This is a genomic window from Bradyrhizobium sp. WYCCWR 12699, assembly GCF_032144035.1.
In the GTDB taxonomy this organism is placed as follows: domain Bacteria; phylum Pseudomonadota; class Alphaproteobacteria; order Rhizobiales; family Xanthobacteraceae; genus Bradyrhizobium.
On the sequence record NZ_JAVTJN010000028.1, the window covers coordinates 1 to 1,466 of the forward strand.

The 1,466-nt window shown below is 59.5% G+C and carries 3 protein-coding genes; 2 read left to right on the top strand and 1 reads right to left on the bottom strand.

The features are described from left to right. Positions 1–146: 146 nt before the first annotated feature. Positions 147–278: a transposase gene (locus RPS27_RS10525; protein ID WP_371746382.1), complete on the bottom strand. Its 132-nt coding sequence runs from the start codon at positions 276–278 to the stop codon at positions 147–149. Positions 279–444: 166 nt separating this feature from the next. Between RPS27_RS10525 and RPS27_RS10530 the strand changes: the two genes are divergently transcribed. Further along, positions 445–756: a transposase gene (locus tag RPS27_RS10530; RefSeq protein ID WP_128929863.1), complete on the top strand. Its 312-nt coding sequence runs from the start codon at positions 445–447 to the stop codon at positions 754–756. Positions 757–1,042: 286 nt separating this feature from the next. Beyond that, the coding region (locus RPS27_RS10535; protein ID WP_409517547.1) for a transposase at positions 1,043–1,466 on the top strand (424 nt) is incomplete at its 3' end.

The window sequence follows — 1,466 nt, forward strand, 5'->3', positions numbered from 1 at the left end:
GGCTCATCGTAGCCATCTGGGTCTCCTGTCTTGAGAGGGGTGGTGCGAAGACCAACATCCTCTCAGACAGGACACCTCAGTTCAGCAGGTTTGCCCCCTACTGCCGCGTAGCGGGTTCGTTCAATCAGTGGCCGGCTTGCATCGGATTACGCATGCTGGGGCCGGCAGCCATGGCGACGGGCGACGTCTGTGACAACCGCCCCCAGCTCGAGGCTTTCCGCGGCAATCTGTGCCTTCAATTCATCCGGCCACCGCTTGCGACCTGCGCCAGCGAACACTTCAATACGCGGTGACAACGGTCGTCTTATGGTAAGCGCGAATTTCTCCGCACCTTTTGCTTTTGAGTGCCGTGATGCATGAGGTGTCCACCAAAATAGGTGGACACTGAACCTCCTCCGAATGAGTGGACACCTGTAGTAGGCTCGTTGAGCCCGGAGGTGTCGAATGGAACGTCAACGTCGGTCGTTTACCGAGGATTACAAGCGTCGGGCCGCCGAACTGGTCGCGTCGAGCGGTCGCTCGATCGGGTCGGTTGCTAAGGAGCTCGGTCTGCGGGATTCGGTGCTGCGACGGTGGGTAGATAAGCTCCGGCAGGAGCCGGGATCGGCGGCGTGGCGACCCACCACGCAGGCGACGCCGATGCCGGCGGACCAGGCTTCGGAGATCGCCCGCCTACGTCAGGAGAACGAACGGCTGCGCATGGAGCGCGACATTTTAAAAAACTGTCCAGCGTCGTGGCGCGCCTGCGCGGAATAGAAACAGCCTTGTGCTATCCTTTAGCTCGGAGGGTAGCGGCCGTCAGCTTATTGGAGGCGCTGTCCCCGTTAAAAAACGTGGTCCATGGGCGCATGCGGACTTGAGAGTGGTGACGCCGTTTCGACGGCGATCCCGATTAGGAAGATGACAAATTGGCATAGCCCTGACCCTCCAGCCCATCATCGGACGGAGGAGTTGCGATGCCTAACAGGACAACCGACCGCGGCCCGGACCTAAAGCTGGTCAACCTCGGCGCGGCCCTATCGATATCGGATCAAAGATGCACATGGCCGCGGTAAACCCGGCCTGCACCGACAAGCCAGTGCGTGCATTCGGCACATTCACGCAAGACCTGCATGAACTGGCGGACTGGTTCAAGATGTGCGGCGTGACCAGTGTCGCGATGGAATCCACTGGGGTCTATTGGATCCCAGTCTACGAGATCTTAGAACAGCGCGGGTTTGAGGTCATTCTGGTCAACGCGCGGTACGCCAAGAATGTACCTGGCCGTAAAACCGATCTCAGCGATGCCGCTTGGTTACGCCAGCTCCACTCCTATGGCCTGTTACGGGGCAGCTTCCGACCCGATGCCGAGATCGCAACGTTGCGAGCCTATCTACGCCAGCGCGAGCGGCTCGTGGAATATGCTGCCGCCCATATCCAACATATGCAAAAGGCTCTGATGGAGATGAACCTGCAGCTCCATCATG

What these genes read in the sequence shown, in the direction of transcription:
- RPS27_RS10530 (WP_128929863.1), top strand. Translation starts at nt 445, where the DNA reads ATGGAACGTCAACGTCGGTCGTTTACCGAGGATTACAAGCGTCGGGCC.